Raw genomic sequence first — 24,246 nt, forward strand, 5'->3', positions numbered from 1 at the left:
CAAATTCCAAATTCTAATTTGATGAGCTTATTTAAACCCGACAGGTTTTTAAAACCTGTCGGGTTTCGTTAGAACTAGAAAAATCCAAATTTCAAATTTCCAAACTTTGACTAAGTTGGATGATTAAATAAATTGGCTAAAAAGAAAAATTCCAAATCCCAATCGTAAAAGTTGGAATTTGGAATTTTTTTTATTGTTATTTTTTATCCAGTTTGGAATTTGGAATTTTCAAAATTGAGATTTAAAAAATGTTATCCCGGAAAATCTCCGCCACCTTCGCCACCGCCATCGTTTCTTGGCTGTGCATTTTTATCTCTTTCGCTCTTTGGTTTGTTGAAACGGTAAGTGAATGATAAATTGAATTGACGCTTACGGAACTGGAATTCGCTATATGAATTTACATCGTCTAGATACGTGTAAGATCTCATTTTTCTCGAATTGAATACATCGCTAATGTTGAAAGCAATGGTTCCTTTGTCTTTCATTACATCTTTGCTGAAAGCAGTATTCATTCCGAATTGACCTAAGTTTTTACCTTGAGCCGTTTTTTGTTCTCCGTTGTACATTGCTGTCAATTGCCAGTCAATTTTGTACGGAAGGGTAACTTTAGAGTTTACTCTTGCAAACCAAGAAGTAGCTTGATTGTCTAAATCTTGAACAATCTCTTTTCCTTGTGTATCTGTGTAACTGTGTTCTCCTGTTGTTTTTACGTTAAAAAAGTTGAAGTTGCTGTTTAATTTCCACCATTTGTATGGAGTATAATTAAATGTGAATTCGAAACCAAATTTTTGCTCTTTTCCTAAGTTGATAGGCTGGCTTTTGATTACAGGAACTCCATTAACTTCGTCACCTGTAGGAGATCGTACAAAGCTGAAAACATCTTTTGTGTCTTCAAAATATGCCGATGTATTGAATGTTACTTTATCCCATTTTTTGATGTAGCCAATATCGTATTTATCTGTTAAAGAAGGGTCTAAATCTGGATTTCCTTGAAAGATGTTAACGTTACTAGCGTAGTTAACTGCTGGGTTCATGAAACGTCCTCTTGGTCGAGATAAACGTTTACTGTAGCTTGCAAAGAAGTTGCTTTGATCTGAGATTTCATAACTAATAAAAGCACTTGGAAACAAGTTGTTGTATTTTTTAGTGTTGAAATCGCTGTTGTCTAATAAGTTAACGTGAATATCTGTGTCTTCCCATCTTAAGCCAAATAAATAAGAGAATTTATTTACTTTGAAACCATACTGTGTGTAAAGCGCATTGATATTTTCTTTGTATTCTAAAGTATTTGATAGGTTAGGATCTTTTGCTCCTCCATTTTCAGTTACATAGTATTCATTGTTTAGATCACCAAAACTTCCTTTGTAACCTGCTTCAAACTGACCGCCTTTTCCTAATGGAAGAACGTAATCTGCCTGAAATAATACTTGCTTTTGTATTTGATCGTTTAGTGTATTGTTAAAATTTGGTGAGGCTGTAATGGTGCTATAGCTGTCATCTGTATTTCTTGAAATAGAAAGATCTGCAGTAAGTTTATGTCCTTTATCGTTGAAATTTTTAATTAAGTTTGAAGTGTACTCAAAATTCTCACTTCCTGTATCAGCATCGTTTAAACGATACGTTGTTCCCGTGTAATTATGGGCTGCATCGTAGTTATAATAGTTGATCAAATCTCGATCATCACCAGTATTTTTCTGGTAATTGATAGCATTTGTCCAAAATGTAGATGGCGTTATGGTCCATTCAACACCAGCTCTTCCGTTAAAACCTTTTCTAATACGTTTTGTGTCACGGTCTTCATCTAAGAAACTTTTTGTTGTACCATCTGGATTTAAATATTCAGAATTTGTCTGACCAGCGCCTTCTGTAGTTCTGTAGTTGTAGCCAGCTGTTGTAAAATAGTTTAACTTTTCAGTTTTATAATTCAAATTGGCACTTGCGCCATACGTTTCAGGTAAACCTGTTGACGCAATAAAAGTTCCGTTGAAACCTTGGTTTTTTCCTTTTTTAAGAACAATATTGATAATTCCAGAACCACCTTCTGCATCATAACGCGCAGATGGATTTGTGATTACTTCAACTTTATCAATAGCATCTGCAGGAAGCTGTCTTAAGGCTTCTGCTATGTTTATAGCTTGTGAAGGTCTTCCGTCAATTAAAATACGAATGTTGTCGCTTCCTCTCAAACTTACATTTCCTTCTGTATCAACAGAAACAGACGGAACGTTGTCTAGAACATCGCTAACGCTTCCGCCTTTTACAATCATATCCTGTCCAACGTTGTACACTTTTTTGTCCAGTTTAATTTCGACTGTCGATTTTTCGGCGCGAACTACCACTTCGTTCAATTGTGCAGCATCTTCAGATAGGTTTACAACACCTAAATTGGTGTCATCCTGAATGCTTTTTTGCTTAATTTCAGTAGATTTAAATGAAATAAACTCCACTTTTATATCGTAAGTTCCGGGTGCAACCGCAACTTCAAATTCTCCTTTCGGGTTTGTGATACCACCTGCAACAACTTTTGTGTCATTTGGTTTGGTAAGCGAAATTGTAGCGTATTCTAATGGTTGCTTGCTTACTTTCTCGAAAACTTTTCCGGTGACTTTTACTTTGGGTCTGCCACCCGGACCTTGTTGAGAATAATTGTAAAAACTTGTAAACAAGAATACAAGTAATACAGCAAATTTGATTTTTTTCATTTTCTGGTTTTCTTTTTCTCTTTAGACGCCAAATGTAGTTTTTGGTTTAAAGAGAAAAATCACAAAAAAATGTTAATGAAATATTTTAGAATCAATCTAAAAAAGAAGCAACGAGTTCTGGGTCTCGTCCAATTATCGCTTTCCCATCTTTTACAACAATAGGGCGCTCGATCAAAATCGGGTTTTCTGCCATTGCGGTAACAATTTCGTCATTGCTCAAGGTTTTTCCTTTAAAATTTTCGATCCAAATTTTTTCTTTAGTTCTAACAAGTTGGATTGGTTCAAGATTTAATTGGACTAAAAGTGTTTTTAACTGATCAAAAGTTGGAGTTTCTGTTAAGTAAGGTATAATTTCAAAATTTTGATTCGATTGTTCAATAAAAGCAAGGCAATTTCTTGATTTTCCGCATCTCGGATTATGGTAAATTTGTATCATTTTGTTATATTTAAATGTTTAAAAAATCGTCAAACAAAAAAGAGGTATTTTCGCATACCAAAAGTAAGATTAACTTATCGAATTAAATTCTCATTTTTTTTAAAATTTTAAATTTATGTTTTTAGAACAAGGGATTAAACCCGAAAATAAATTTTGGAAATATCTTTTAGGATCTGTCTTTATTATTTCAGCGTCTTTTATAGGGCAAATTCCGATTACTGCGGCTGTATTTTATAAAACATTTATAGATCATACAGCTTTTCCAACTGCAAATGAAGGGGTAATGAAAATGTTTGAGTCTAACACAACTCTTTTTCTGGTCATGATTTCATTTGTTTTTGCTTTTGCAGGAATTTATTTTGTTGTAAAATATATCCATCATCAAACTCTATTGTCGGTTACCACTTCAAGATCAAAAGTAGATTGGAAGAGAATTTGGTTTTCTTTCTTTTTGTGGTCGTTTTTCTCATTGCTCAGTTTTTTGTTTGTATATTTAAGATCTCCTGAGCATTTTGTGTTACAGTTTAAATTAGTTCCTTTTTTGATCTTGGCTTTTTTAGGATGCATTTTAATTCCGATTCAAACTTCTACTGAAGAATATGTTTTTAGAGGATATCTAATGCAAGGGTTTGCCAATTTAGCTCAGAATAGATGGTTTCCACTCCTAATGACTTCTCTTATATTTGGCTCTATGCATTGGACTAATCCAGAAGTTGAAAAAATGGGAAGTATTATCATGATTTATTATATAGGAACTGGATTGTTTTTAGGGGTTATCACTTTGATGGATGAAGGAATGGAATTGGCACTAGGATTTCATGCGGCAAATAATCTCGTAGGAGCTTTATTGGTTACTTCAGATTGGACCGTTTTTCAGACGAATTCTATATTTAAAGATCTTTCAGAACCTTCGGCAGGAATTGACGTAATTCTGCCAGTCGTTGTTATTTACCCAATCCTGCTTTTTATTTTTAGTAAAAAATATGGCTGGACCAATTGGAAAGAAAAACTCACAGGAAAAATTAGTAATGTCGAATTAAATGCTTAAGAATATGCAAAACTTAACTCATAATAAAGTTCACAATTATTTTAAATTAAATGGATATCATTTAAATGCAAAAGATTTGTGTCAAATCGCTTATAGTTACATAAAAGAAGGTGATGCTTACGAACAGTCCATTGGAGAATTCTTTTTGGATTGGTTTGATAAAAAGGATTATATCGAAATGACGACTTCTGGAACAACAGGTCTTCCAAAGTTGGTTAGATTACAAAAACAAGCCATGATTCAGTCAGCGTTGGCAACAGGTGATTTTTTTGGTTTGGAGCCGGGAGACAAAGCTTTATTGTGTCTGCCAACGCAGTTTATCGCTGGAAAAATGATGCTGGTGAGAAGTTTAATTTTAGGATTAGAATTAGATGTGGTTTCACCAGGTTTACATCCATTACAATTCAATACAACGACTTACGATTTTGTTGCGATGGTGCCGCTTCAAGTTCAGAATTCTATTGCTGGACTTTCTAAAGTGCGAAAACTTATTATTGGTGGAGCAAAATTAGATTCGGCTTTAGAAGAAAAGCTTTTGCCACTAAAAACAGAGATCTACGAAACATATGGAATGACCGAAACAATTACGCATATCGCTGCAAAACGTTTGGGCGATTCTGTTTTTTCAATTCTTCCAAATGTAAAAATATCCCAAGACGATCGTCAGTGCTTGGTTATTAATGTCGCTTCTATTTCTGATGAGCCAATTGTAACCAATGATTTGGTTGAATTATTAAACGAACAGCAATTTAAATTTTTAGGTAGAATTGATAACGTAATCAATAGTGGAGGGGTGAAGCTGATTCCGGAGCAGATTGAGGCTAAACTAATCGGGAAAATTGCCAATAGATTTTTTGTAACAGGGCTTCCTGATACTACTTTAGGAGAAAAATTGGTTTTAGTTATTGAAGGAGAAAAACAAGAATTTGAACCTGATTTCTTTGATGTCTTAGGGAAGTATGAAAAACCAAAAGAAATAGTTTTCGTTTCAAAATTTAAAGAAAATGAAAATGGAAAGTTACTTCGTAAACCAACCCTTCAGGATTAAAATTCCAATATTTAAAATTCCAAATTCCAATGCTGTGCGTTTAGAACTTTGTCAAAGTTTTAAACTTTGACAAAGTTGGAATAAAAATAAAAAATCCCAAATTTCAATAACTCAGATTGAAAATTGGGATTTTAAATATTAAGCAATTCCAAGGTTGGAATTTGGAATTTAAATATTGGAATTTCTTATTTTTTACGTTCCAGTAGTGCCATATAGAACCCATCAAAACCAGATTCTGAAGCTAACATTTTACGGTCTTCAATAAAAGTAAATTGTTGCCCGATTTCTGTTTTTAAGAATTTCTCTACTTGCTCTTGGTTTTCTGATGGAAGAACAGAACAAGTAGCATAAACTAATTTTCCGCCTGGTTTTACAATTTTAGAATAGCTTTCTAAAACTTCGCTCTGAACTTTACGGATGTTATCGATAAATTCAGGTTGTAATTTCCATTTAGAATCAGGGTTTCTTTTTAAAACTCCTAATCCGCTACAAGGTGCATCAATTAAAACACGATCCGCTTTTTCGTGTAATTTTTTGATCACTTTTGTACTGTCAATAATGCGGTATTCGATATTAAAAGCGCCATTTCTTTTTGCTCTTAATTTCAATTGTTTCAATTTACTTTCGTACAAGTCCATTGCGATCAATTGTCCTTTATTTTCCATTAAAGAAGCCATGTGCAATGTTTTTCCACCCGCTCCAGCGCAAGTGTCTACAACGCGCATTCCTGGTTTTACATCCAAGAATCCAGCAACTAATTGAGAATTGGCATCTTGAACTTCAAATAAACCTTGTTTAAAAGCATCTGTCAAGAATACATTGGCTCTTTCTTTTAAAACAAGAGCTTCAGGCTGGTCTTTTAAATATTCAGTTTCAATATTTAAGTCCATTAAAGTATTGCGAAGACTTTCTTTAGTACCTTTTAAAGTGTTGGTTCTAAGAATAACTTTTGCAGGCTGATTTTGAGCAGCAATTTCTTTTGCCCAAACTTTTTCTCCAAGTTCTTTCACACCCAATTCATCCATCCAATCTGGAATAGATTCTTTAATTGCTCTCGTTTTAGATAATTCGTCAAAACGTCCTTTAATTTTTCTTTCAGGAGTTCCTTCTAATTGTCTCCAATCTGGAATTGGATAACCGCGTAAAACAGCCCAAACGGCAAACATTCTCCATAGATTGTCTCTGTCATAAGGTTCTTTTACTTCGGCAATTTCAGCGTATAATCGTTTCCAGCGAACAATTTCGTATATGGTTTCAGCAACAAACTTCCTGTCAGAACTTCCCCAACGTTTGTCTTTTTTTAATGCTCTAGCTACCACTTTATCGGCATATTCTCCTTCGTTGAAAATTGCATTTAAAGAGTCAATGGTAGTATAAACTAAATTTCTGTGTAATCTCATTTCTATATTTTGAGTTGCAAAGGTACTATTAATTGATTGAAAGTTAAATTTTTAATACTGAATCTTACTTTAGACTTTCACTAAATGAAAAAAACACTCTAGTTTAGAGTGTTTTTTGAAATTATTGTTAAGCTTTTATTCTTTTGAAATAATTCGCGTTAAACCAATATTTTCTGGAGCATGAAGCACCATCGGGAATTTCTCTATTTTAACAGAACTGCTGTCCAGACCGAAAGCTCTTTCTTCAGACAAACTCAGTTTTTTGATGAAGAAGTAAGAATTCATGATAATGTTTTCATGCCATCTTAAATCGTTGTCATTTGATAAGAATTTTTCAGACAATACAAATTTAAAGTCTCCAATAATATTGTTTTTGTTCAAAGATTCGTAACGGCTCGTAATATCTACTTCGCCACGTTTTACCATGTCTTTGATAACTTCTCTAAACATCAAATTGATTTTGGTTGGTTCTCTAAAACCTAAATTGAAATCAATTCTATAAATGTCGTCTTTAGCAATTTCGGTTACTTTATATTGCGTTTTATAAGGCTCAGTTAAAATATTAACGTGAACAAACCAATAAATATCAGCTCTTTTCGGACGTTTTTGAAGAATAGAATAAATGATTTTTTCCTCCAATTCGTCAACGCGATTAGCATTGGTCATGTAAACCAAATGTGTAGCATATTTCGGAATAGATAAATCTTGGCTTAACTCAACAAGAACTTGTTTGTAATCGTCAACCTTAACCACTTTTGTATAGTTTTTGTTGATTTTCTTAGCTAAATACCAGATTGTCATTACAGAAATCAGCAAACTCGCAATGATTAAGGTTACATAACCACCTTCTGCAAATTTGGTAATATTAGCAAAAAGGAAACTGAACTCAATCAATAAATAAATAGTGATCAACGGTACCATAAAATACAGTTTTACACGTTTCATGATTAAGTAGTAATTTAATAATATGGTAGTCATAATCATGCACAAAATGATGGCAAGACCATAAGCATGCTCCATGTTTCCTGATTTCTCGAAATGTAAAACGATTCCAACACAACCAAAAAACAATAACCAGTTGATTGACGGAATATATAATTGACCTTTTACTTCTGTCGGATATTTGATTTTTACTTTTGGCCAGAAGTTCAGACGCATTGCTTCGTTAATTAATGTAAACGAACCTGAGATAAGCGCTTGAGAGGCAATTACCGCAGCAAGAGTCGCAACTACAATTCCGAATGGTAAAAACCAATGCGGCATTATTAAGTAAAACGGATTTCCGTTTTCGCCTCCTAATTGTTGTAATGTGCTTCCTTCGTGGTGAATTAAATAAGCTGCTTGTCCGAAATAGTTTAAAACTAAAGTCGTTTTTACAAACATCCAGCTAATTCTGATATTTTTTCTACCACAGTGTCCCATGTCAGAATACAAAGCTTCTGCTCCAGTTGTACATAAGAATACGAAACCAAGAACAAAGAAACCATCTGGGTGTATCGATAATAAATGATAAGCGTAGTACGGATTGATCGCTTTAATTACTTCTGGATAATTCAATACCTGGATTGTTCCTAAAGTTCCCAGCATAGCAAACCAGATTAACATCATTGGGGCAAAGAATTTACCAACCAATTTGGTTCCGAACTGCTGAATGGTGAATAAAACGAATAAAATTGTAATTACGATATACACAATAGTTTGTGTTTGCATCGTTGGGTAGAATGCTCTAATTCCTTCTACTGCAGAAGAAATCGAAATTGGCGGCGTTATGATTCCGTCAGCGAGCAGGGCGCTACCTCCAATAATTGCGGGTACAATGAGCCATTGAATTTTTGTTTTCTTGACTAATGCATATAAGGCAAAAATTCCTCCTTCACCATGGTTGTCTGCACTTAAGGTAATAAGTACATATTTTATTGTAGTTTGTAATGTTAAGGTCCAAAAAACACAAGAAATACCACCTAAAACAATGTCGGCATTTATCGTGTGATCGCCCAAAATAGCCTTCATTACGTATAATGGAGAAGTTCCAATATCTCCATAAATAATCCCTAAAGTAATCAATAAACCCCCAATAGACAACTTACTATGTAAGTTTTTATGCGATGCGCTCATGTATAGTTTTATAAAAAGACGGTTGCAAATTTACTGTTTTAAAACAAATTAGCGACAATTAAAATTAAAAAGATAAAAAAAAGCACAATCGTAAAATTGTGCTTCTCTTTTTAAATATTATTTATTTCTAAAATTAACCTCTTCTGCCATTTCCTCTAGAACTTGAGCTATTGTCTCTTTGGCTTTGTCCACCTCTAGATTCTTGGTTTCCTCTAGAAGATTCTTGGCTCATACGTGGAGATTCTGAACGTTGGCTTTGTTGTGGTCTCGCAGAATAATCTCTGTTTGAATTGCTAGATTGGTTTTCAGAATAACTTCTTGAGCTTCTTTCAGCTCTTGGAGCAGATGTCTCACGATTAGAATATCCTCTAGATGTGTTAGAAGCATTTCCGTTTCCGTAGTCTCCTCTCTGCGTATTTTGTACTCTTACGCTGTTTTCAGCTCTTTGAGAATTATTTCCATTGTTATTTGAATAGCCACCACGGTTTGTATTTCTTTCTGTGCTTACACTTTCAGAATTTCTGCCAGTAGGGTTATAGCTTCTGTTGCTATTGTTGCTTCTGTCAACAGATGATCTGTTTGTTGCGTTTCTGTTTTCAGCATATGTTCTGTTAGAAACACCATTATCAGATGTTGTTCTTCCAGTGTAATTTCTATTTGTGTTATATGTATTTCTACTAGTTTCTCTGCTCGCTACACGTCTTTGGTCAAGTTCATATCTGTTTGATGTGTTTGCGTGTCTTTCAGCAAAACTGTAGTTAGGACGCATTCTTTCATAACCATAAGTACGTCTAGTTTCATAGATTGCGGGAGCTCTATAGCTTCTTCTCGTATTTACATAATTATATGTGTTATGTACATTGATGCAAACATTGATGTTATTTCTGTATCTGTAAACAGGATAAGGTCTCCATGCAGCATAGTACGTTGGGTAATAACCCCAGTACCAAGTTGAATAGTAAGGTCTATAATTTGTTACCCAGAATGAAGTGTAAATAACAGGAACAACACTGTAAACAGGCTCATAAATGTAATTTGCTCCATATAAGTAAGAGTTTCCAACAATTTGAACACTTACTTTATTGTAATTGTCTCTTTCTACATCAATAGTGGCAACGTCTTGGTAAACATCACGATCTAGAACCGCTTGGATAATAACAACGTGAGTTCTGTTTTCAACGCTTTCAATTACACGTAAGTAATCTACTTCGTCATCACCGTTAAGGTCGAGATTTGATATTTGATATTTTGGATCATTTAAACGTCTTTCAAAATCTTGAAGGTTAGCTGATTCTCCAAACATCGAAGCAACAGCTCTTAAATCTAAGTTATCGCTTATATCTGAGTTTTTTGCATAAACAGTAGTTTGACTTTGCGCAGAGCAAGAAGCAAGAACTAAGGCTGATATCGCTATTAAAAGTAAATTCGCTTTCATGGCTAATTTGTATTAAATTATTTTGTGTTATGCGATATCCAATTACTGTGCCACAAAATTTATTTGTTATAGCTTGGATTTTATAGTGTTGATTTTTAATGTGTTAAAAGTAGAAAAAAGATGTATTAGTGAATTTTTTATATAAAGTTCTGTAAATGAAATAATAAATAGTCTTCTTGAAAAAAATTAGAAAATTAATTTTCTATGTGGGAATTAATTGTATTTTAGCGTTAACCAAATTTTAAATTTCCTATGAAAAAACTAGCTTTATTTTGTGTTATTTTTATTTTGCTGATGTCTTTTAGGACATTTAACTATAAAACTGACGTTGTTTACAATAATGGCTTTACATCGATGACGATAGATACATTATTTAAAGACAGAATTAGTATTAGAGCAATTCTAATTGATAAAAATAAAGTTTGGTACGGAGCCGATAATTCTCGATTCGGTTATTATGACTTAGATAAAAAAGAAAAATTTGAAGAACATATTTATCGCGATACACTTAAATTAGAATTTAGAAGTATTGCGCAAACTTCAAAAGATATTTTTTTGCTGAGTGTTGCAAATCCAGCACTTCTTTATTCGGTTTCAAAAAAGGACCGCAAAGTTAAATTGGTCTACAAAGAAGTTAATCCGAAAGTTTTTTATGATAGTATGCAGTTTTGGAACGATAAGGAAGGAATTGCAATTGGAGATCCAACTGAGGATACTTTTTCAATTATAGTTACTCGAGATGGGGGAGAAACTTGGACAAAACTGCTTTCTGATAAATTGCCAACAAATAGCACAGGAGAAGCTGCTTTTGCTGCCAGTAACACTAACATCGTTATAAAAGGAAATGATACATGGCTAGTTTCGGGCGGAAAAAAAGCACGTGTTTTTTATTCTCCTGACAAAGCAAAAACATGGAAAGTTGTAGAAACTCCAATTGTACAGGGAAAACAAATGACAGGAATTTTTACTGCCGATTTTTATGATTCTAAACAAGGTTTTATTGCAGGAGGAGATTACGATCTTCCTAATAATAGAGCCAATAATAAAGCTTTTACAAAAGACGGTGGCAAAACTTGGCAATTAATTGGCCAAAATATGGGATTTGGTTATGCATCATGCATTCAATATGTTCCCGGCGGAAATGGTAGAGAAATTGTTTGTGTAGGTTCTGAGGGAATACAGTATTCTCAAAATGGAGGCGAAAACTGGATGCAGCTTTCTACAGATAACAGATTTTTTACCATTCGATTTGTGAACAGAAATACTGCAATTGCTGCAGGTCATAATAAAGTAGTTCGACTTAATTTTAAATAAAAAAAATAAGAACCCTAAATAATAAAGTAAGTATTATTATATAGGGTTCTTATCGCTGTTGTATCGTTAAGCTTAATCTTTATTTCCTTTGTCTCGATATTGCTGCAATAATTTTCGATTAAAGTCATCTTCAGATTTTTTAAGCAATAATATTTTCTTTGCAGGAAGCACTTTTTTCAAACTGTTCATGTATTTTTCACGAAGCTGATATATTTCTTTATCCGTGCTTTCAATTTGAGATAATAATGTTGCTGCTTCTTTATCTGAAAGGTTTTTAAAATTGTCATCTTTTAATTGTCTCAGATACGTTTTCATTTTCAAATACTTTAATTCATACTGCTTATCATCATAAGCATTATAAATCGGCCAGAATTTTTCGGCTTCAGTTGAAGTTAATTCTAATTCGGTCGTTAAAAATGACACTTTAAAAGCTTTAATCTTTTCTCGCTTTTCATCAATTTTTCCATTTTGGGCAAAAATTGAAAAACTTGTCAGAAATAGCAATAGCGGTAAAATATTTTTTATTTTCATTGTTAAGCTAAGTTGTTGAGTTAAGTTTGATTTAATTTTGTTCTGATATTAAGTGTTCGATGTTCGGGCTTGTTGCTAAAATATCTTCAAGAGTCTCATCTTCTAGAGTAACATCATTGCCTAATTTTTCAATATCGCTGTCATCTAATTTTTGAATCAAGTCGTATTGGCTAATATTAGAATGATACGACAAATAGTTTTCTAAAGTAGCTTCGTCTAGATCAGTTGAATTTGCTCTGTAATTATTTATGACAGGAATCAATAATGCAAAGCCAACTACAGCAGCGGCAGCCGTCCAAAGTGTTTTTTTGCGTTTGTAAAAAGGAATTACTTTAACCTCTTTTTCGTTTAATTGCTGTAAAACCTTTTCTGAAAAATCATCAAAATAGTTTTCTGGAGTTTTAAAGCCAGATTTTATTTTGGGTTCGTTTTCTAATTTAAATGTTTTCATAATACTTATAAGATAGTTTTAGTTACAAAAGGTTTAATTTGATGTAACATATAATTCGATTTTTTTTACTGCATGATGATATGATGCTTTAAGAGCTCCGACAGATGTTCCTAAAATATCTGCAATTTCTTCATATTTTAATTCTTCAAAATATTTCATTTTGAAGACTAATTGCTGTTTCTCTGGAAGTGTTACAATTGCCTTTTGAAGCTTGATTTGAATTTCGTCTCCGTCAAAATACAGATCGGCTTTTAAACCATCAATAGTTTTGTTTTGCAGATCTTCAGACGAAATACCGCTCAATTTTGCTTTTTGCGACAAAAAAGTCAGAGCTTCGTTGGTGGCAATGCGATACATCCAGGAAAAAAGTTTGCTTTCTCCTTTAAAGTTTTTAAGATTTTGAAAGACTTTTACAAAAGTGTTCTGTAATACATCGTCAGCATCATCATGATTCAAAACAATGTTTCGAATATGAGAATACAGAGGACGCTGATAATCAGACAAGAGTTTTTGAAACGCAACATTTTGCGTTTCAGGGGTTAATAATTGTTTTATAAATTCTTTCTCGTCTATCAAACTTTTTGTTTTGTAAACTTTTTTAATAGAAGTTAGACAGAATTTATAGTAAAAGGTTTAATGCGCCTTTAGAAATTATTTAAAATTCTGAATCTTCTTCTTGTGCAGGTGTTTGTGTTGGAGCAGGAGCTGGTGCAGCTGGTTTGCGTTTTACAGGTTCTGTACGTGGTTGTTCAGTACGTGGCTCGCTAGGAGTTTCGCCAGTGCTTTCTGGACTATAAACTGGTTCAGTAGTAACAGCAGCAGCGGGAACTACTTTTGGTTTTATTGGGAAATAAATTTCGGTTACCAATTTTGAGGAAGCTTTTACATCCAATTTGCTTAATGTCAAAATTTCAAGATGCGACCAGCTTAAATCTGGAATAATCTTTTGATTGTTGATGTAAGCTGTTGTTTTTGCAATTGCTTCATTTCTATGAGAGTAATCCCCGTTAAGCGTTGTTTTTACGGCATCAAAACCATTTAGTTTTCCTGCTAAAATATCACTTCCAGAAGCAGTTGAAATTTCTTTGTTGATTGGCAGACAGATCGAAATTTTTGCTAAACCAGTTTTAGTGTCGTAAGTATGATAAATGATAAAAGGTTTTCCTACTGCAGACAATCCATTTGTTTCGCTAAAATGAATAAGCTTTGGAATTACAATTCTAGCATTTTTGCTTATTTTGGCAATTTCGCTTGTAAAAGTCTGTTTGATGTAAGGAGTTTCAGTTTTCTTCACCACTCCGTCTACTGCAACAGCAAAAGTTTTGGTTTCGTAATCTAAGTTTTTGTCAATATTAGCCAAACTTTTTTCGTAGATAGTTCCAATAACTCGGTCAGAACCACCATGAAGCGCGGTGTATATTTTAAACAAAAAGCTCATTGTTCCTTTTCCTTTCCAAGTAACTTTTGTTTTCCCGTTCAAAGTGTCTTTTAAAGTCCAATTTACATCAGCTTCTGTACCATCAAATTGCATTTTCTGGTCGATGCTTTCACCATCTTTCGTTTTAAGGATAATAGAATTTCCTTTTCCGTCTGCACCATCCCAATAAAATGTAGCGCCATTTCCGCTAGTTTTATTTGCATAAGTCATTTTGATAGAAGGATCTTCAATAGACCATGATTCAAAATCTTCGTAATTTCTAAAGTCGTTCAAGTAGTTATAAACCGTTGCACGAGGCGAATTGATAACTTTACTTCTTTCTACAGAAAAATCTCCTTTCTGAGTAGCAACAAAAACAGTAAGAGCGACAAAGCTTAAAAGTGCAAAAAGAAATAAATACTTTAGAATTTTCATGGCAGATTAATTGGTTTCGGTAAAGTTATAAATTTTATTATGAGTCTTACTAATAACCCATAATTATTAGGTTTTATTTTATTGCGACCAGAATAATTTATCTTTTTAGAAAGATTTTAATTACGAACAAAAGGACAATGAAAAGTAGAAAGGCAAGGAGTACTTTGTAGTTTCCTTTGTAGAAAACTTTGTGTAATTTCAAATCTTTTCGATAAGCAAATATCATAATGATTACAAATGCAATAAAAAAACATACTCCAAATAGTATTTGTCCTTGACTAAACATAGTTATAAAAATTTTTAGCAAATTTAGAGATTTGTAAACGATTTGCTGCTAAATTGCCTTTTCATTTCATTGAATAAATTTTCAGATTTATTAGAAAGTGACTTAAATTAGCAAAAAAAAGAAAACTACTATATGAAAAAACAACTTGACGCCGTAACCGAATTTCACACTGCTTTTAAAATTGGCCACAGTGCAACTCCAATTGCCGATGTAGGAGCAGAGAAAAAATTACTTCGTTATAATTTAATGAAGGAAGAAAATGAAGAATATTACGAAGCGGTTCAAAATAATGATTTGGTTGAAATTGCAGATGCACTTGGAGATATGATGTATATTTTGTGCGGAACCATTATCGAGCACGGACTTCAAGATAAAATAGAAGCTGTATTTGATGAAATCCAACGCAGTAATATGAGTAAATTAGGAGAAGATGGAAAACCAATTTATCGCGAAGACGGAAAAGTAATGAAAGGTCCAAATTATTTTAAACCTGATTTTTCTAAATTATTATAAAAAAGTAATATTTAAACACATAGAAATATAGTTTTTAAATTGAGAGAGAAAGACGTTTCACTTGCATCAATACACATAGCTATGTGTTAAGAAACGTGTTTCTTTTTAATTATTCTCTTTACATCACTATAATTCTATGATTCTATGTGTTTAAAATTTATTTTATAGAATAGTGGTAAAAAAAGAAACCCGATAAAATTAAATTTATCGGGTTTCTTTTTTTATATGGTTTTGGATTATTGAACCTTAACTGTCCATCCAAAAGTATCTTCAGAAAGTTTGTTTTGAAGATTTGTTAATTTTTCTTTTAAGAAAGAAGCGTAAGAATTCTCGATTGGAGCCATTTCAAAATATTCATCTTTATAAGAGAATCCTTTGATAACGCTGATAACAGCAGCAGTTCCCGCTCCGAAGATCTCTTTCAGAGATCCGTTTTTAGCAGCTTCAACCAATTCTGAAACAATTACTGGGCGAACTTCAACTTTTAATCCTTCTTTTTCTGCCATTGCAATTAAACTTTTTCTGGTAACACCATCTAAAATTCTTTCGCTTGTTGGAGCAGTTAATAAAGTATCGTTGATTCTGAAGAAAACGTTCATTGTTCCAGCTTCTTCTAATTTTGTGTGCGTTGCATCATCAGTCCAGATAACTTGTTGGAAACCATCTTTGTTTGCCAAGTTAGTTGGGTAAAATTGAGCAGCGTAGTTTCCAGCAGCTTTTGCAGCACCGATTCCACCATTTGCAGCTCTACTGAAATGCTCAGCAATGATAACTTTTACTTCTCCTCCATAATATGCTTTTGCAGGAGAAAGTAAAATCATAAATTTATATTCGTCAGAAGGATTTGCAATAACTCCAGGACCTGTAGCAATCATAAATGGACGAATATACATACTAGCTCCGTTTCCTCTTTGAATCCAATCTTTATCTAATTTCAATAATTCATTTAAACCATCCATAAAAATAGCCTCAGGAACTTCTGGCATCGCCATTCTTACAGCCGATTTGTTGAAACGGTTGAAGTTTTCATCTGGTCTAAACAACCAAACATCATTATTGTCATCTTTATAAGCTTTCATTCCTTCAAAAATTGCTTGTCCGTAATGGAAGACTTTTGATGACGGGTCCATTAAAATAGGAGCATACGGCTTAATGACAGGGTTTTGCCATTGCCCATTTTTAAAATCGCATTCGAATAAATGGTCTGTAAATACAGCACCAAAACTTAAGTTGTCAAAATCTACTTCGTTGATTTTTGTAGAAGTAGCTTTAATGATTTCAATTTTGCTTGTTTGAGTTGTACTCATAGTTATGTAAGTTTTTTGTGAGATATTCTTCACTGTCAGAAATACTAAAGTGATGATATCGTGTAAAATGGAATTTATTGAATGCAAAATTACGTAAAAATATGTAAAATGCTTAGCGAAAATTCATTATTTAATGGTTTTGATTGAGATTTATTTATCCTATAATAAACTCAAATATTTGATTGGTTTTTATAAAGATTTTATGAAAAAAGTACGGTTTTTTAAGGCTTTACGCATTAGTTTTGATTAAATTTGATTATTAAAATGGCTTGAAAACCAATAAAAAGCCATTGTAAAATTCTGAAAAAAGTGAAAAGAGAAATAATTAAAACGCTAGATGGCTCAACTACAATTCGTTTGCCTGAATGGGACGAATGTTATCATTCTAAACATGGTGCAATTCAAGAAGCGAAGCATGTTTTTATTAAGAATGGATTGTCATTATTCGATAATCCTATAAGTATATTAGAAATAGGTTTCGGGACTGGTTTAAATGCTTTTATTACTTTTTTGGAAGCCATTAGAAAAAATCAGAAAATTGATTATGTTGGAGTAGAAGCGTATCCTGTTGATGCAGATGAAATTTTGGAAATGAATTATGCTGCTGAACTTGAGGCATTGGAATTTGAGAACATTTTCGAGAAAATGCATAAAAGTGAATGGAATGAAAAAGCAGAAATTTGCGATCTGTTCTCGTTAACCAAAAGGAAACAATTTTTTCACGAAATAAACGATTTTGAAATTTTTGATTTGATTTACTTTGACGCCTTCGGATATAGAGTACAGCCGGAGCTTTGGAGTACTGAGATTTTTCAGAAAATGTACAATAGTTTAAAACCAAACGGCGTTTTGGTTACATACGCAGCTCGAGGAGTTGTTAAAAGAAGTATGATTGAAGTCGGATTTACCGTGGAAAAATTAACAGGGCCTTCAGGAAAAAGAGAAATGTTTCGAGCTTTTAAAAAGGTTTAAATGAATTATTTAGAATAATTCTACATTGATTTATGTGTTTTAAGAAAACGTATTCGTTGCTAAATTTTTTAAAAAAATAAGTTAAAAGTAGAATTTATGTTGGTTATTTGTTTAAATTTGGTTCGAGTTTAAAAAATAGATAACCCCCGAAAATCTTATTTTATTATGTCAAAAATGATGTTTGATTACACGAAATCAATACTTGAAAGAGTTAGTTTCGATCCGGTACTTTTCTGCAAAGAGCTAGAAAAAGCTATCAAAACACTGTTACCTTACGAAATGGAACAATTGCAAGAGTGGTTACTGAATTTCGTTGTCGGAAAACCAGAATTAAAACCAAGTCTACAGCTAATTAAAGTATAAAAAGAAAGGAGCCAATTTGGCTCCTTTTTTATTACGCTTTCTTTTGTAACGGACTAATGATTTGAACATTCTGAAAAACAATTGCGCCTTTTACAACGCCTGCAATTGTAGATCTAAGTGCGTCAATGATTTGCATTTTTAATTCGCTCTTAGGGTAAATTAAACTTACCTCTCGAGCCGGTTTTGGTTCCTTAAAGTTACGGAGTTTCAGTTTATCGGATTCTTTTAAGTCTAAAGTGTGCAAGTACGGAAGTAACGTTGTGCCAAGGCCTTCGTCTGCCAATTTAATTAAGGTTTCGAAGCTACCGCTTTGAATCTGGAAATTAGTCTGGTCGGCGTCTGAGACACTTTTACACAAATTTAAAATACCGTCTCTAAAGCAGTGACCATCTTGTAAAAGCAGAATTTCATTCAAGTTTAAGTCGGCTACTTCAATTTCTTCTTTTTGGAAACTAGCGTGATGCTCTGGAATGTAAGCTACAAATGGCTCAAAATACAACACAATTTCTTTTATTTTTTCGTCTTCAAGCGGAGTTGCAGCAATAGCAGCATCTAAATGTCCGTTTTTTAGTTTCAGAATAATTTCCTCGGTATTCAACTCTTCAATTAAGAGTTTAACTTTTGGATATTTTTTAATGAAATTATTCAAAAACATGGGTAGAAGTGTAGGCATAATGGTTGGAATGATTCCTAAACGAAATTCTCCACCAATAAAACCTTTTTGCTGTTCTACAATATCTTTTATACGATCAGCTTCGTTTACGATGTTTTTTGCCTGACTTACAATTTTCTGTCCTATATCAGTAAGTTGGATCGGTTTTTTGCTTCTATCGAAAATTAAAATATTAAGTTCTTCTTCAATTTTTTGTATTTGCATACTTAAAGTTGGCTGTGTTACGAAGCATTTTTCAGCAGCAAGAGTGAAGTTTTTATGCTCAGCAACCGCTAACACATATTGCAATTGAGTTATAGTCATGTTGATAGTAATTTGTGATGCAAAAATAAGAAAATATAATTTTTATTTATGTTTATTTTAGTAAAGTTACTTTAATTTTGTAGTAAATTAGTGTAAAAAATTAAATTATGAAGACAAATATTTTAGGATTACCTGTAAAAGAATCAGAATTATTAGTAAAAGAACTGAATGTTTTATTGTCAAACTTTCAAGTGTATTATCAAAATTTGAGAGGAATTCACTGGAATATTCGTGGAAAACGTTTCTTTGATTTACATGTAAAATTTGAAGAGTTATATACAGATGCACAATTAAAAATAGATATGATTGCAGAAAGAGTTTTGACAATAGGAGGAACGCCTTTGCATACTTTTGAAGATTATATCAAAAACAATAAATTGACAGTTGGAAAGAATATTTCTAACGATGAAAAAGCAGTTCAGTTGATTGTTCACTCTTTATCAGATTTATTAAAAATTGAAAGAGAAATATTGAACAAATCTGACGAAATTAATGACGAAGGAACTAATTCTATGATGAGTGACTTCATTGCTGAGCAAGAAAAAACAATTTGGATGATGAATGCTTGGTTAGAAGAATCATTATAAAATATTGGTTTTTAGTAAAATAGAAGCAGAATGGAATGAAAATTGCATTCTGCTTTTTTGTTTATGTTAAATTTCTATAAAAATCTCTTTGATTTTATTTGTTTAACGCTATTTTTGCTTCAATGAAATTTATAGCTCGCATATTATTATTCATATTTATTGCCTTCTTATCGACCCCGACAATTGTTCAGGCGCTTAAGAAAGGAAATAATACGACTATATCTTTTAGTATCGCTGAAGAGGAAGTGCATAAAGAACTTAAAAATGTAGTTCACCCTACTATTCTTGAGCACGAAGTTTTGATTCCGGTTTATATCGAGAAAAAAACAATCATTTCTGAAAACATTGTCAAACTAGACAACATCTCTCCGAGCATTTTTGCTCCACCACCTAACGTAGCATAATACTTCCGATTATTTTGATCTTTAGCCGCATTTCTTTTGAGATGGGTTAAATCTTTAATGAATAATTTTTTTAGTATTATATTATGACAAAAAAAATCAATCTTTTTGCCAACCTTAAATCTGATTTTGCCTCAGGTTTAGTGGTTTTCTTGGTGGCTCTTCCGTTGTGTTTAGGTATTGCAATGGCTTCTGGAGCGCCGTTATTTTCTGGAATTATTGCTGGTGTTGTGGGTGGTATCGTTGTGGGATATTTAAGCCAGTCGCATATTAGTGTATCGGGTCCAGCTGCTGGGTTAACAGCTATCATTTTAACCGCAATTACCGATTTAGGAGCTTTCGATGTATTTTTAATGTCTGTTTTTATTGCTGGATTAATTCAATTAGCATTAGGATTTTTAAAGGCAGGAAGTATATCAAACTATTTTCCAACAAACGTAATTGAAGGAATGCTAGCGGGTATCGGAATCATTATCATCTTAAAGCAAATACCGCACGCTTTTGGTTATGATGCAGATTTCGAAGGAGATCAGGCTTTTGTTCAAAATGATGGAAGCAATTCGTTTTCATTTTTGTTTGATGTTTTAAATCATATTCACTTAGGAGCTGTTGTGGTTTCAGCAGTTTCATTGGTAATTTTATTGGCTTGGGAAAAAGTTCCTTTCTTAAAAAGAATAAAACTAGTTCCTGGAGCTTTGGTTGCTGTTATTGCTGGAGTAGTTTTAAACGAAATATTTGTATCTACAGGAAGCACTTTGGCAATTGCGAAAGAACATTTGGTTTCTTTGCCAGTTCCAAAATCTTTTGAAGACTTTAAATCAATTATAATTACGCCAGATTTTACTGCTGTTACAAATCCGCAAGTTTGGGTAGTTGCTATTACGATTGCCATTGTCGCTTCTATTGAAACTCTTTTATGTATCGAGGCTTCTGATAGAATGGACGTTCAAAAACGTTATACCAATACTAATGTTGAGCTTAGAGCACAAGGAGTTGGTAACATTGTGAGCTCTCTTTTAGGAGGTTTGCCAATGACTTCTGTAGTAGTAAGATCTTCTGCAAATAACAATGCAGGGGCAAAATCTAAAATGTCAGCCATCATTCATGGTGTACTTTTATTAATAAGTGTATTGTCTATACCAGCAATTCTAAACAAAATTCCATTGGCAACATTGGCTACTGTTTTAATTTTGGTCGGATATAAATTAGCAAAACCAGCAACCTTTATGCATTTCTGGGAAAAGGGGAAATACCAGTTTGTACCTTTCATTGCAACTTTGGTCTTTGTTGTTGCAACAGATTTGCTAAAAGGGGTTGCGTTGGGAATTATTATCAGTATCATTTTTGTTCTGAGAGGAAACTTGAAAAGAGCTTACGTCTTCAAGAAAGAAGAATATGAAGATGGCGATATCATTCATATCGATTTAGCGCAGGAAGTTTCGTTCTTAAACAAAGCGGCCATTAAACAGACTTTAAATGAAATTCCTGAAAACTCAAAAGTAATTATCAATGCTCACGATACAGAGTATATTGCGCATGATGTTTTGGATTTAATTCGTGAATTTAAAGAAACTAGAGCTGTAGATGAAAACATCAAAGTGAAGCTTAAAGGCTTTAAAGAAGCTTATGAATTGGAAAATACGCCAGAAAATAGTAATCATGTTACGATTGAACATTATTATGATGTGGCAAAAAGAGAACTGGTTAAAAGAGAAGTTGTTAAAAGCGAATAATTAAAATAAGGTGTTTTTAAGGCAGTAGAAATGTCAAAATTTAGGTAACTTTACATCAAGTTCGTTTTTTGCGACTATTATAACTTAGAAATTACCACACAAAAAAATAAAAAAATGAGAAAATTTTATGAGCAGTTATTAGAAAACAATAAAAAGTGGGTAGAAACTTCATTAGCAAAAGACCCTAATTATTTTGCTGATTTGGCAAAAGGACAACAGCCACCATTATTATGGATTGGATGTTCTGATAGCCGTGTTCCTGCAAACGAAATTGTTGGTGCAAAACCAGGTGAAGTTTTTGTACATAGAAACATTGCCAATATGGTTGTGCATTCTGATATGAACATGCTTAGTGTTCTAGATTATGCTGTAAATGTTTTGAAAATTAAGCATATTATCGTGTGTGGACATTACGGATGCGGTGGTGTGAAAGCTGCAATGGGGCATCAGTCTGTTGGAATTATCGATAACTGGTTGCGTCATATTAAAGATGAATACCGTCTTCACGATAAATACTTGAATTCTATTGAGAACGAAGAAGAGCGTTTTAATGCTTTTGTTGAAATCAATACTAAAGAACAAGTTTACAACTTAGCAAAAACATCTATTGTTCAAAATGCTTGGAAAAATGGACAAGATTTAATGCTTCACGGATGGGTTTACGGATTAAATTCTGGTTTTGTAACTGATTTGAATGTAACCATCAGTTCAAACGATGAATTGGATTCGGTTTATCAATTAGATCTTTAATAGATAGAAATAGAAATCGCCCTTGAAAAAGGGCGATTTTTTTATTCGTTTTCGTCTAAGTTCTCATTAAATGCAGATGGAAGCATTGTTGGAATAAACTTGATTAATATTGGCAGCAATAAACTTCCTCCTGGAAGTAAAAATATGGTCAAAGATGGAATGGTTTTGCAAATGTCTAAAAGCTGTTTTTTGACTTTCTTCTTCTCTTTTGCATCCAAATCTCTTGTTGTAGAATAAGCAAGAAGAACCATTAATTCTTTGCTCTGTACAATTTCTTTAATTAATCTGTTTTTATTTCTAATGATCAGTTTAACAACGCTATGTGTCATTTGATCATAGAAATGCTTAACAGGATTTGAATAATTAAAGTACGGAATCTTCTTTTTATGTGTTGTAATGAAAGTATTGGTTGTATCCATACTTTTGGTTACAAAATCATCTGAAACTCCCATTGTAGAACCTAAAGCATATAAGAAATACGATTCTTCGTTTTCTACAACGCCATCACTCCACAATGCCATTCCGGCCATATCAATTAAATAATAATGCTCTAATTCGTTTTTGAAATAGTCAAGCTGTAATGTCTCTAAAGTTTCAACCGTAACTTTTGAGAACTTGGAGTAACGTATAGAAGCTTCAAAAAGTTTTATTAAAAGATCGTCGTGTTGCGATTTTACAGTTTTAGTTTTTAAAGCTAATCCAACAATTCCGAGAACCGTTTCTTCAATTCTTTTTAAATATTTTTCAGGAATTTCTCCGTGCTCTAAATATTGTCTAAAAGCTAAAACATCAATAAACAATAAAGCATTCGTTACCAAATGTGAGAAGTTTTTACTGATGATGCTGTCGTTGGTTTGAACTCTTTGATCAATAATATTTTCTAGAGATAGAGAAGGAGTGTCTTTTGGCAATAAAATTTTAAACAAATTAAATCCTTCTGGATTCATTTGCTTGTAAAACTTTAAAGCTTCAGAAATAAAATTTTTAGGTTCCGAATTTCTTTTCTCTAAACAAAAAACATGATAGAGCGTATTTAGTAAAGCTACTTTAGAAATTTCGGTTTTAAACCAACCTTTTATTGGGATTGGAACTTGTGAATCTATAGCAATAATATGACCATAAATAAATCCTGTTTCTCTCACTTTATAGTAAAAAGAATCCACTGTTTCAAAAGGAATTGCTTCTGAAAACTTCTGTTCACTAAAAAACTTATCGATCCAGCCTGGTGCTGATGGGTTAATCATGGACTTAATTTTGCTGATGCAAAGCTATGTCTTTTTCTTGTTTTAGGATTCATTTTAAAATGAAATAACCGCTAGATTTTGTTAAAAATAGCGGTTATTCAAATTTTTCTTATTTAATGATTCCTGCGCAAGCAACTCTTCCTCCGGCATTTCCTGTTGGTTGAGTGGTAAAATCATCTGTTCCTGCATGTACAATTAAACCTTTTCCAAGAACATCTTTGTTAGAATCTCCACATCCAACGCACCATTCGTCGGTAGTTAAAGTGATAGATCCGTTACCTTTTGCATCAGCGGTAAAGTTTCCGATATCACCTTTATGATATTCTCCGACTCCCCATTTTCCGTGTTTTTTGAAAGTTGGATTCCAGTGTCCTCCAGCAGAACTTCCATCTGCAGAACTGCAATCTGCTTTTTCATGAATATGAATTGCGTGAACTCCAGGTTCTAATCCTGTGATTTTTGCTGTAAAAGTTACTTTGCCATTTTTCTCAACAAAAGTAGCGGTTCCAGCTACTTTACTATTGCTTTTTGGTTCTAATGCGACAGTCAGAGTTTTAGCATCGTTTGATTTTGTATTTGTTTTACAGCCAATGATTAAGGCTGTAATTATAGCGAAAGAAACAATTAGTTTTTTCATATCTACGGGCATTTTTAGTTAAAGATTAAGTAAATTTAACATAAAATAACGGAATTGATTAACTCTAAAAGTTAAAAAAAAGTCAAACTATACTTTATAATTTGATATTGATTGAGTTAAAAACCGAAAATATTGTTTAAATTCG

General features: G+C 32.8%; 23 protein-coding genes. 10 read left to right on the forward strand and 13 right to left on the reverse strand.

Annotated elements, in window-relative coordinates:
* Positions 1–251 precede the first annotated feature (251 nt).
* Both DM397_RS18830 and DM397_RS18835 read right to left on the reverse strand, forming a co-directional pair.
* Entirely contained in the window at positions 252–2,702 is a 2,451-nt protein-coding gene (locus tag DM397_RS18830) for an outer membrane beta-barrel family protein (protein ID WP_111379009.1), read from the reverse strand.
* Between the two features lie 91 nt (positions 2,703–2,793).
* Positions 2,794–3,138, reverse strand: a complete 345-nt coding sequence (locus DM397_RS18835) for an arsenate reductase family protein (RefSeq protein ID WP_111379010.1) — start codon at positions 3,136–3,138, stop codon at positions 2,794–2,796.
* 115 nt (positions 3,139–3,253) lie between these two features.
* Here DM397_RS18835 and DM397_RS18840 point away from each other — a divergent pair, with 115 nt between their 5' ends.
* The gene (locus tag DM397_RS18840; protein WP_111379011.1) at positions 3,254–4,186 is read left to right on the forward strand and encodes a CPBP family intramembrane glutamic endopeptidase; all 933 of its coding nucleotides are present in this window, start codon (positions 3,254–3,256) and stop codon (positions 4,184–4,186) included.
* A gap of 4 nt (positions 4,187–4,190) precedes the next feature.
* Complete coding sequence (locus DM397_RS18845; protein ID WP_111379216.1) at positions 4,191–5,234, forward strand: AMP-binding protein; 1,044 nt, start codon at positions 4,191–4,193, stop codon at positions 5,232–5,234.
* 185 nt (positions 5,235–5,419) lie between these two features.
* Here the strand turns inward: DM397_RS18845 and DM397_RS18850 are convergent, their stop codons facing one another.
* From DM397_RS18850 to DM397_RS18860, 3 genes are all read right to left on the reverse strand, one after another.
* Positions 5,420–6,634 carry an RsmB/NOP family class I SAM-dependent RNA methyltransferase gene (locus DM397_RS18850; protein WP_111379012.1) on the reverse strand — a complete coding sequence of 405 codons (1,215 nt, stop codon included), beginning with the start codon at positions 6,632–6,634 and terminating at the stop codon, positions 5,420–5,422.
* 135 nt (positions 6,635–6,769) lie between these two features.
* A complete protein-coding gene (locus DM397_RS18855; protein WP_111379013.1) occupies positions 6,770–8,749 on the reverse strand; it encodes a KUP/HAK/KT family potassium transporter in 1,980 nt (659 codons plus the stop codon).
* A gap of 133 nt (positions 8,750–8,882) precedes the next feature.
* Entirely contained in the window at positions 8,883–10,184 is a 1,302-nt protein-coding gene (locus DM397_RS18860) for a hypothetical protein (RefSeq protein ID WP_111379014.1), read from the reverse strand.
* Between the two features lie 252 nt (positions 10,185–10,436).
* On the opposite strand from DM397_RS18860, the gene DM397_RS18865 reads away from it, so the two are divergent.
* Positions 10,437–11,498: a beta propeller repeat protein gene (locus DM397_RS18865; protein WP_111379015.1), complete on the forward strand. Its 1,062-nt coding sequence runs from the start codon at positions 10,437–10,439 to the stop codon at positions 11,496–11,498.
* 72 nt (positions 11,499–11,570) lie between these two features.
* Here DM397_RS18865 and DM397_RS18870 read toward each other — a convergent pair whose 3' ends face one another.
* From DM397_RS18870 to DM397_RS18885, 4 genes are all read right to left on the reverse strand, one after another.
* Positions 11,571–12,029, reverse strand: a complete 459-nt coding sequence (locus DM397_RS18870) for a sensor of ECF-type sigma factor (protein WP_111379016.1) — start codon at positions 12,027–12,029, stop codon at positions 11,571–11,573.
* A 31-nt stretch (positions 12,030–12,060) separates the two neighbouring features.
* The gene (locus DM397_RS18875; RefSeq protein WP_111379017.1) at positions 12,061–12,480 is read right to left on the reverse strand and encodes a hypothetical protein; all 420 of its coding nucleotides are present in this window, start codon (positions 12,478–12,480) and stop codon (positions 12,061–12,063) included.
* A gap of 33 nt (positions 12,481–12,513) precedes the next feature.
* Complete coding sequence (locus tag DM397_RS18880; protein ID WP_111379018.1) at positions 12,514–13,056, reverse strand: RNA polymerase sigma factor; 543 nt, start codon at positions 13,054–13,056, stop codon at positions 12,514–12,516.
* A 79-nt stretch (positions 13,057–13,135) separates the two neighbouring features.
* A complete protein-coding gene (locus DM397_RS18885) occupies positions 13,136–14,332 on the reverse strand; it encodes an SRPBCC family protein (protein ID WP_111379019.1) in 1,197 nt (398 codons plus the stop codon).
* 418 nt (positions 14,333–14,750) lie between these two features.
* Between DM397_RS18885 and DM397_RS18895 the strand changes: the two genes are divergently transcribed.
* Positions 14,751–15,131, forward strand: a complete 381-nt coding sequence (locus DM397_RS18895) for a pyrophosphohydrolase domain-containing protein (RefSeq protein WP_057116704.1) — start codon at positions 14,751–14,753, stop codon at positions 15,129–15,131.
* A 236-nt stretch (positions 15,132–15,367) separates the two neighbouring features.
* On the opposite strand, the gene DM397_RS18900 is transcribed toward DM397_RS18895, so the two are convergent.
* Complete coding sequence (locus tag DM397_RS18900; protein WP_111379020.1) at positions 15,368–16,438, reverse strand: branched-chain amino acid aminotransferase; 1,071 nt, start codon at positions 16,436–16,438, stop codon at positions 15,368–15,370.
* A gap of 309 nt (positions 16,439–16,747) precedes the next feature.
* On the opposite strand from DM397_RS18900, the gene mnmD reads away from it, so the two are divergent.
* Together mnmD and DM397_RS18910 are read left to right on the forward strand one after the other, a co-directional pair.
* A complete protein-coding gene (gene mnmD, locus DM397_RS18905) occupies positions 16,748–17,410 on the forward strand; it encodes a tRNA (5-methylaminomethyl-2-thiouridine)(34)-methyltransferase MnmD (RefSeq protein ID WP_111379021.1) in 663 nt (220 codons plus the stop codon).
* Positions 17,411–17,575: 165 nt separating this feature from the next.
* Positions 17,576–17,773, forward strand: a complete 198-nt coding sequence (locus DM397_RS18910) for a hypothetical protein (RefSeq protein ID WP_111379022.1) — start codon at positions 17,576–17,578, stop codon at positions 17,771–17,773.
* 31 nt (positions 17,774–17,804) lie between these two features.
* Here DM397_RS18910 and DM397_RS18915 read toward each other — a convergent pair whose 3' ends face one another.
* Positions 17,805–18,749 carry a LysR substrate-binding domain-containing protein gene (locus tag DM397_RS18915; protein WP_111379023.1) on the reverse strand — a complete coding sequence of 315 codons (945 nt, stop codon included), beginning with the start codon at positions 18,747–18,749 and terminating at the stop codon, positions 17,805–17,807.
* Positions 18,750–18,856: 107 nt separating this feature from the next.
* On the opposite strand from DM397_RS18915, the gene DM397_RS18920 reads away from it, so the two are divergent.
* The 4 genes from DM397_RS18920 (at position 18,857) to can (ending at position 22,220) form a co-directional block, all read left to right on the forward strand.
* Positions 18,857–19,336, forward strand: a complete 480-nt coding sequence (locus DM397_RS18920) for a Dps family protein (protein ID WP_111379024.1) — start codon at positions 18,857–18,859, stop codon at positions 19,334–19,336.
* Between the two features lie 122 nt (positions 19,337–19,458).
* Entirely contained in the window at positions 19,459–19,740 is a 282-nt protein-coding gene (locus DM397_RS18925; protein ID WP_239457881.1) for a hypothetical protein, read from the forward strand.
* Positions 19,741–19,823: 83 nt separating this feature from the next.
* Positions 19,824–21,470 carry a SulP family inorganic anion transporter gene (locus DM397_RS18930; protein ID WP_111379026.1) on the forward strand — a complete coding sequence of 549 codons (1,647 nt, stop codon included), beginning with the start codon at positions 19,824–19,826 and terminating at the stop codon, positions 21,468–21,470.
* Positions 21,471–21,584: 114 nt separating this feature from the next.
* On the forward strand, positions 21,585–22,220 hold the full coding sequence (gene can / locus DM397_RS18935) for a carbonate dehydratase (protein WP_111366243.1): 636 nt from the start codon (positions 21,585–21,587) through the stop codon (positions 22,218–22,220).
* Positions 22,221–22,261: 41 nt separating this feature from the next.
* Here the strand turns inward: can and DM397_RS18940 are convergent, their stop codons facing one another.
* Complete coding sequence (locus DM397_RS18940; protein ID WP_111379027.1) at positions 22,262–23,464, reverse strand: LETM1-related biofilm-associated protein; 1,203 nt, start codon at positions 23,462–23,464, stop codon at positions 22,262–22,264.
* Positions 23,465–23,573: 109 nt separating this feature from the next.
* Positions 23,574–24,101, reverse strand: a complete 528-nt coding sequence (locus tag DM397_RS18945; RefSeq protein ID WP_111379028.1) for a superoxide dismutase family protein — start codon at positions 24,099–24,101, stop codon at positions 23,574–23,576.
* Between the last annotated feature and the right edge of the window lie 145 nt (positions 24,102–24,246).

The organism is Flavobacterium nitrogenifigens (assembly GCF_003254565.1).
Classification (GTDB): domain Bacteria; phylum Bacteroidota; class Bacteroidia; order Flavobacteriales; family Flavobacteriaceae; genus Flavobacterium; species Flavobacterium nitrogenifigens.

Excerpts from the sequence above, each read along its gene's own strand:
- DM397_RS18855 (WP_111379013.1), bottom strand. The coding sequence starts at position 8,749 with ATGAGCGCATCGCATAAAAACTTACATAGTAAGTTGTCTATTGGGGGT.
- DM397_RS18840 (WP_111379011.1), top strand. The coding sequence starts at position 3,254 with ATGTTTTTAGAACAAGGGATTAAACCCGAAAATAAATTTTGGAAATAT.
- DM397_RS18920 (WP_111379024.1), top strand. The coding sequence starts at position 18,857 with ATGAAGACAAATATTTTAGGATTACCTGTAAAAGAATCAGAATTATTA.
- DM397_RS18925 (WP_239457881.1), top strand. The coding sequence starts at position 19,459 with ATGAAATTTATAGCTCGCATATTATTATTCATATTTATTGCCTTCTTA.
- can (WP_111366243.1), top strand. The coding sequence starts at position 21,585 with ATGAGAAAATTTTATGAGCAGTTATTAGAAAACAATAAAAAGTGGGTA.
- DM397_RS18910 (WP_111379022.1), top strand. The coding sequence starts at position 17,576 with ATGTCAAAAATGATGTTTGATTACACGAAATCAATACTTGAAAGAGTT.
- DM397_RS18870 (WP_111379016.1), bottom strand. The coding sequence starts at position 12,029 with ATGAAAATAAAAAATATTTTACCGCTATTGCTATTTCTGACAAGTTTT.
- DM397_RS18895 (WP_057116704.1), top strand. The coding sequence starts at position 14,751 with ATGAAAAAACAACTTGACGCCGTAACCGAATTTCACACTGCTTTTAAA.
- DM397_RS18930 (WP_111379026.1), top strand. The coding sequence starts at position 19,824 with ATGACAAAAAAAATCAATCTTTTTGCCAACCTTAAATCTGATTTTGCC.
- DM397_RS18875 (WP_111379017.1), bottom strand. The coding sequence starts at position 12,480 with ATGAAAACATTTAAATTAGAAAACGAACCCAAAATAAAATCTGGCTTT.
- DM397_RS18860 (WP_111379014.1), bottom strand. The coding sequence starts at position 10,184 with ATGAAAGCGAATTTACTTTTAATAGCGATATCAGCCTTAGTTCTTGCT.
- DM397_RS18830 (WP_111379009.1), bottom strand. The coding sequence starts at position 2,702 with ATGAAAAAAATCAAATTTGCTGTATTACTTGTATTCTTGTTTACAAGT.
- DM397_RS18865 (WP_111379015.1), top strand. The coding sequence starts at position 10,437 with ATGAAAAAACTAGCTTTATTTTGTGTTATTTTTATTTTGCTGATGTCT.
- DM397_RS18940 (WP_111379027.1), bottom strand. The coding sequence starts at position 23,464 with ATGATTAACCCATCAGCACCAGGCTGGATCGATAAGTTTTTTAGTGAA.
- DM397_RS18845 (WP_111379216.1), top strand. The coding sequence starts at position 4,191 with ATGCAAAACTTAACTCATAATAAAGTTCACAATTATTTTAAATTAAAT.
- DM397_RS18885 (WP_111379019.1), bottom strand. The coding sequence starts at position 14,332 with ATGAAAATTCTAAAGTATTTATTTCTTTTTGCACTTTTAAGCTTTGTC.
- DM397_RS18835 (WP_111379010.1), bottom strand. The coding sequence starts at position 3,138 with ATGATACAAATTTACCATAATCCGAGATGCGGAAAATCAAGAAATTGC.
- DM397_RS18945 (WP_111379028.1), bottom strand. The coding sequence starts at position 24,101 with ATGAAAAAACTAATTGTTTCTTTCGCTATAATTACAGCCTTAATCATT.
- DM397_RS18850 (WP_111379012.1), bottom strand. The coding sequence starts at position 6,634 with ATGAGATTACACAGAAATTTAGTTTATACTACCATTGACTCTTTAAAT.
- DM397_RS18915 (WP_111379023.1), bottom strand. The coding sequence starts at position 18,749 with ATGACTATAACTCAATTGCAATATGTGTTAGCGGTTGCTGAGCATAAA.
- DM397_RS18900 (WP_111379020.1), bottom strand. The coding sequence starts at position 16,438 with ATGAGTACAACTCAAACAAGCAAAATTGAAATCATTAAAGCTACTTCT.